Source organism: Kribbella albertanoniae (assembly GCF_004348455.1).
Classification (GTDB): Bacteria; Actinomycetota; Actinomycetes; order Propionibacteriales; family Kribbellaceae; genus Kribbella; species Kribbella albertanoniae.
Map to the genome: position 1 here is coordinate 1 of NZ_SMKA01000453.1, position 3,376 is coordinate 3,376.

Sequence of the window (3,376 nt, forward strand, 5' to 3'; positions counted from 1 at the left end):
CCGTGAACGAGATCAGCGCCGCCACCCCCGAAGCCCCCAGCGACAACGCCAGCACCAACCAAACTTCCCGCCCCAGAACCCGCCGCGAAGCAAGGACCGCCGTCCCCGGCTCGCCCACCGAACTCGTCATGCGTCCACTATCCCCGCCGACTCCACACCCCCACCCCGCAACACGACGAGGACGTGCGCGCTCAGAAGTCGATGCGCAGTACGGCGCGGCGGCGGCCCGGCCGGCTGACCTCGGCGAACCCGGCGCCGGCGAACATGGCGAGGGTCCCGACCGATCCACCGTCCACGAAGTCCGGGTAGCCCTCCACGGCACTAGCACCGCGTTCCCGGGCGAACTCCGCGGCAGCCCGAGCGAGTGCACCGGCAACACCTCGACGCCGGTAGCCGACGCGCGTCACGAAGCAAGTCACGGCCCAGACGCTGGCGTCCGTCTTGTCCTCGTTGCGCCCCTCCCAGGGCACCCGGTTGTCGCGCAACAGCCGCGGGTGATCCGCGCGCGGCGCAACCGCACACCACCCGACCGGCTCGCCGTCGAGGTACGCCACCAGCCCGCTCGTAGTCGGCGCCTTCCGGTCGTCGCAGGCAGTCTGGTCGCGCAGCCGGGCGGAGAGTTCGTCCGGCCCCTCCGACGCCCAACTCTCCTTCGGCAGCATCCGGAACCGCTGACACCAGCACCGACTCGTGTCGCCGCTCGCTCCGAAGACCGCGCGCAGGTCGTCCCACGTCGCCTGGTTCGCCGGAACGATCGTGAGCTGCTCGGCCCGGACCGGCTCCCGAGAACCCCGCGGAACGCTCACCCGCTGCTGCTTCTGCTTCCGAGGCGGGCGCCGTACCGCAGCGAACTCGATCCGGACTTCCACCGCATCGCCCGCATCAAGCCCGGCAGGCTTCCGTACGGCGTCCTTCAGCGGAAGCAGATAGCCGCCGTCCCTCGACCACAGCGACGTCTTCCACTCGGTACTGCCCATCCGGACCTGGACCGGCAGCATCCCCCACTCCCGGTAACCAGCCTCAGAGCCAGCCGCCCGCAGCGCGACGCTGTCGGATTCCGGGACGGGGAGGAAGTAGTACGGCGCTGGGCCGCGCCACTCGATGACCTCGCCGGCGAACTCTCGTTCCATGAGCCGATGCTAGGACTCCTTCCGGACATCCTGCTTCCGGAATGCTAGGTCAGTTGCTGAGGAGTTTCCGGTGGAGCTTGAGTGACGCGGTGGCCGGTGTCGGATTGCCAGTAGAGGACCGAGCGGCCGGAGCGACGGCGTTCGAGGAGACCGGCTGCGGTCAGGACGCGGAGGTGGTCGGAGACGGTGGCGAGCGACAGCCCGGTGGTGGCGACGAGCGCCGTCGTACTGATCGGGTCGATGGCCGTGGTGAGGATGCGTGCGCGGTTGCGGCCGAGGAGTTCGACCAGGGGTTCGGCCAGAACGGCCGTTCCGGCGAAGATGCCGGTCACGGGATAGGTCAGCGCGAACCGATCAGGCAGCCGCCAACTGACGCTGACGCGTTGCGTGTGCGTTGCAATGAACATGAGCGAACGCCCGCGGACGTCGGTCACCGGATAGTCCCAGCGATTCACCTGGATCCGGCCGTCGCCGAGCCACTGCACGTCAGGACCGAGCCCGCGCAGCACGCCGGACCACCCCTGCTCGCTGAGTCGCGCGGTCCGCGACACGATGTCGGCCTGGAGCAGACGTCGGCGGCGCGGCCAGTCCGGCTCGACCGTGTGCGTCCAGACCCACATGAGCAGGTCGGCAGCGGTCGCGGCGAGAGCGCTCTCTGACTCCAGGATCGCGGGCAGGCGCTCGCGCACCACCCGCAAGTCCGCGCGAACCTCGTCGTCGTCCAAGCGCATCATCAAGTCGAGCTCATCGGCGATCTTCGCGTCCGGGTCGAGCGGGAGGCTGGTCAGGAAGTCCGCCGACCAGCTCCGGCCGAACGCGCTGTCCAGCAACGCGGCCCAGACCGGTTCCGCAGCGAGCCGGGCCTCGAACGCGGGCCGATGGGTGTCCTTCCAGGCCCGGAACCACGGCTCGACCGGCCGGAGCAGCAGCTTCAGCGCCGACACGGTCTCGGTGAGCTCCGACGTGGCGAAGCGCGCGTTCGCCAAGGTGTCGGCGTCGACGAGGAATTCGGACAATGGTTTCGCCTCCACCCGAAACTCTAGGCCGTCGCTGTGTCACCACGGAAGCTTCCGGACATGAGTCTCAGCACCACACCGCCCACCGCCGGCACGCCCAGCTACCGGCAGATCTTCGCGAACGCCGAGTTCCGCGGACTGTGGATCGGGAGCGCTCTCGGGAACGCGTCCTCGACCATGACCAGCCTGACGCTCGCGTTGCTCGTGAACGCGGCGACCGGTTCGGCGCTGCTGGCCGCGCTCGTCATGTTCGGACCGTCGCTGGCGCAGGTCCTCGGCGTCTCGACCCTGATGTCGGCAGCCGACACCGCCCGGCCGCGCCGCCTCCTGATCGTCCTCGCGAGCCTGTCGACCGTTGCCGTCGGCATCCAAGCCGCCTTCGAACTCCCGGCCGCAGCCCGCCTGGTCCTCGCTCTCCTGGTCGCCTACGGCCTGTCGATCGGCTCCGGCGTCCGCTGGGGTCTGCTGAACGACGTCGTCGCGGCCGAGCAGTTCGTCCTCGGCCGCTCGGCGATGAACCTGTCCGTCGGCGCCATGCAGATCGCCGGCTTCGGCCTGGCCGGATTGTTGCTCCAGGCAATGAGTCCGCAGACCGTACTCTGGCTGGCAACCGCCTGCTCCGCGCTCACCATCCCGGCCCTCCGCTTCGGCCTGCGCGATCGCTCCCCGCGACGCGGCGCCCGCACCAGCCTCGCCGAAACATGGCGCGGCAATCGGCTCCTGCTCGGCCAGACCCGCACCCGCCCGCTGCTCCTCGCCCTCACCATCCCCAACGGACTCGTCGTCGGCTGCGAAGCCCTCTTCGTCCCGTACGCCGGTGCGGACGCCGGCTGGCTGCTCGCCGCCGGAGCAGCCGGCATGCTGTCGGGCGACCTGATCGTCGGCCGCTTCCTCAACCGTTCCCAACGCCGCACAGCCGCCCGCTGGCTCCGCATCGTCCTGGCCATCCCCTTCCTGGCCTTCGCCTTCGACCTTCCACTCCCCTTGCTAGCCGCAGTAGTAGCCCTAGGCAGCTGCGGCTACGCCGCCTCACTGGCCCAGCAAGAGGTCCTCGTCGACCTCACTCCCCCAGACCTCCGCGGCCAAGTCCTAGGCACCGAGTCCGCCCTCCGCATGACCACCTTCGGCATCTGCGCCATCCTCGCCGGCACCCTCGCCGATCTCACCGCCCCAGCCCCCGCCATCGCCACCTTCGCCGCCCTGTCCCTCCTCGCCTCACTAACCCTCACC

At 69.9% G+C, this 3,376-nt stretch carries 3 protein-coding genes; 1 reads left to right on the forward strand and 2 read right to left on the reverse strand.

Features of this window, described 5'->3' with window-relative positions:
- Window positions 1–191: 191 nt before the first annotated feature.
- Both E1261_RS43930 and E1261_RS43940 read right to left on the reverse strand, forming a co-directional pair.
- A complete protein-coding gene (locus tag E1261_RS43930; protein WP_202875470.1) occupies window positions 192–1,130 on the reverse strand; it encodes a DUF1905 domain-containing protein in 939 nt (312 codons plus the stop codon).
- Window positions 1,131–1,174: 44 nt separating this feature from the next.
- Entirely contained in the window at window positions 1,175–2,161 is a 987-nt protein-coding gene (locus tag E1261_RS43940) for an ArsR/SmtB family transcription factor (RefSeq protein ID WP_132416184.1), read from the reverse strand.
- 45 nt (window positions 2,162–2,206) lie between these two features.
- Between E1261_RS43940 and E1261_RS43945 the strand changes: the two genes are divergently transcribed.
- A partial coding sequence (locus E1261_RS43945) for an MFS transporter (RefSeq protein WP_132416186.1) occupies window positions 2,207–3,376 on the forward strand: 1,170 nt, incomplete at its 3' end.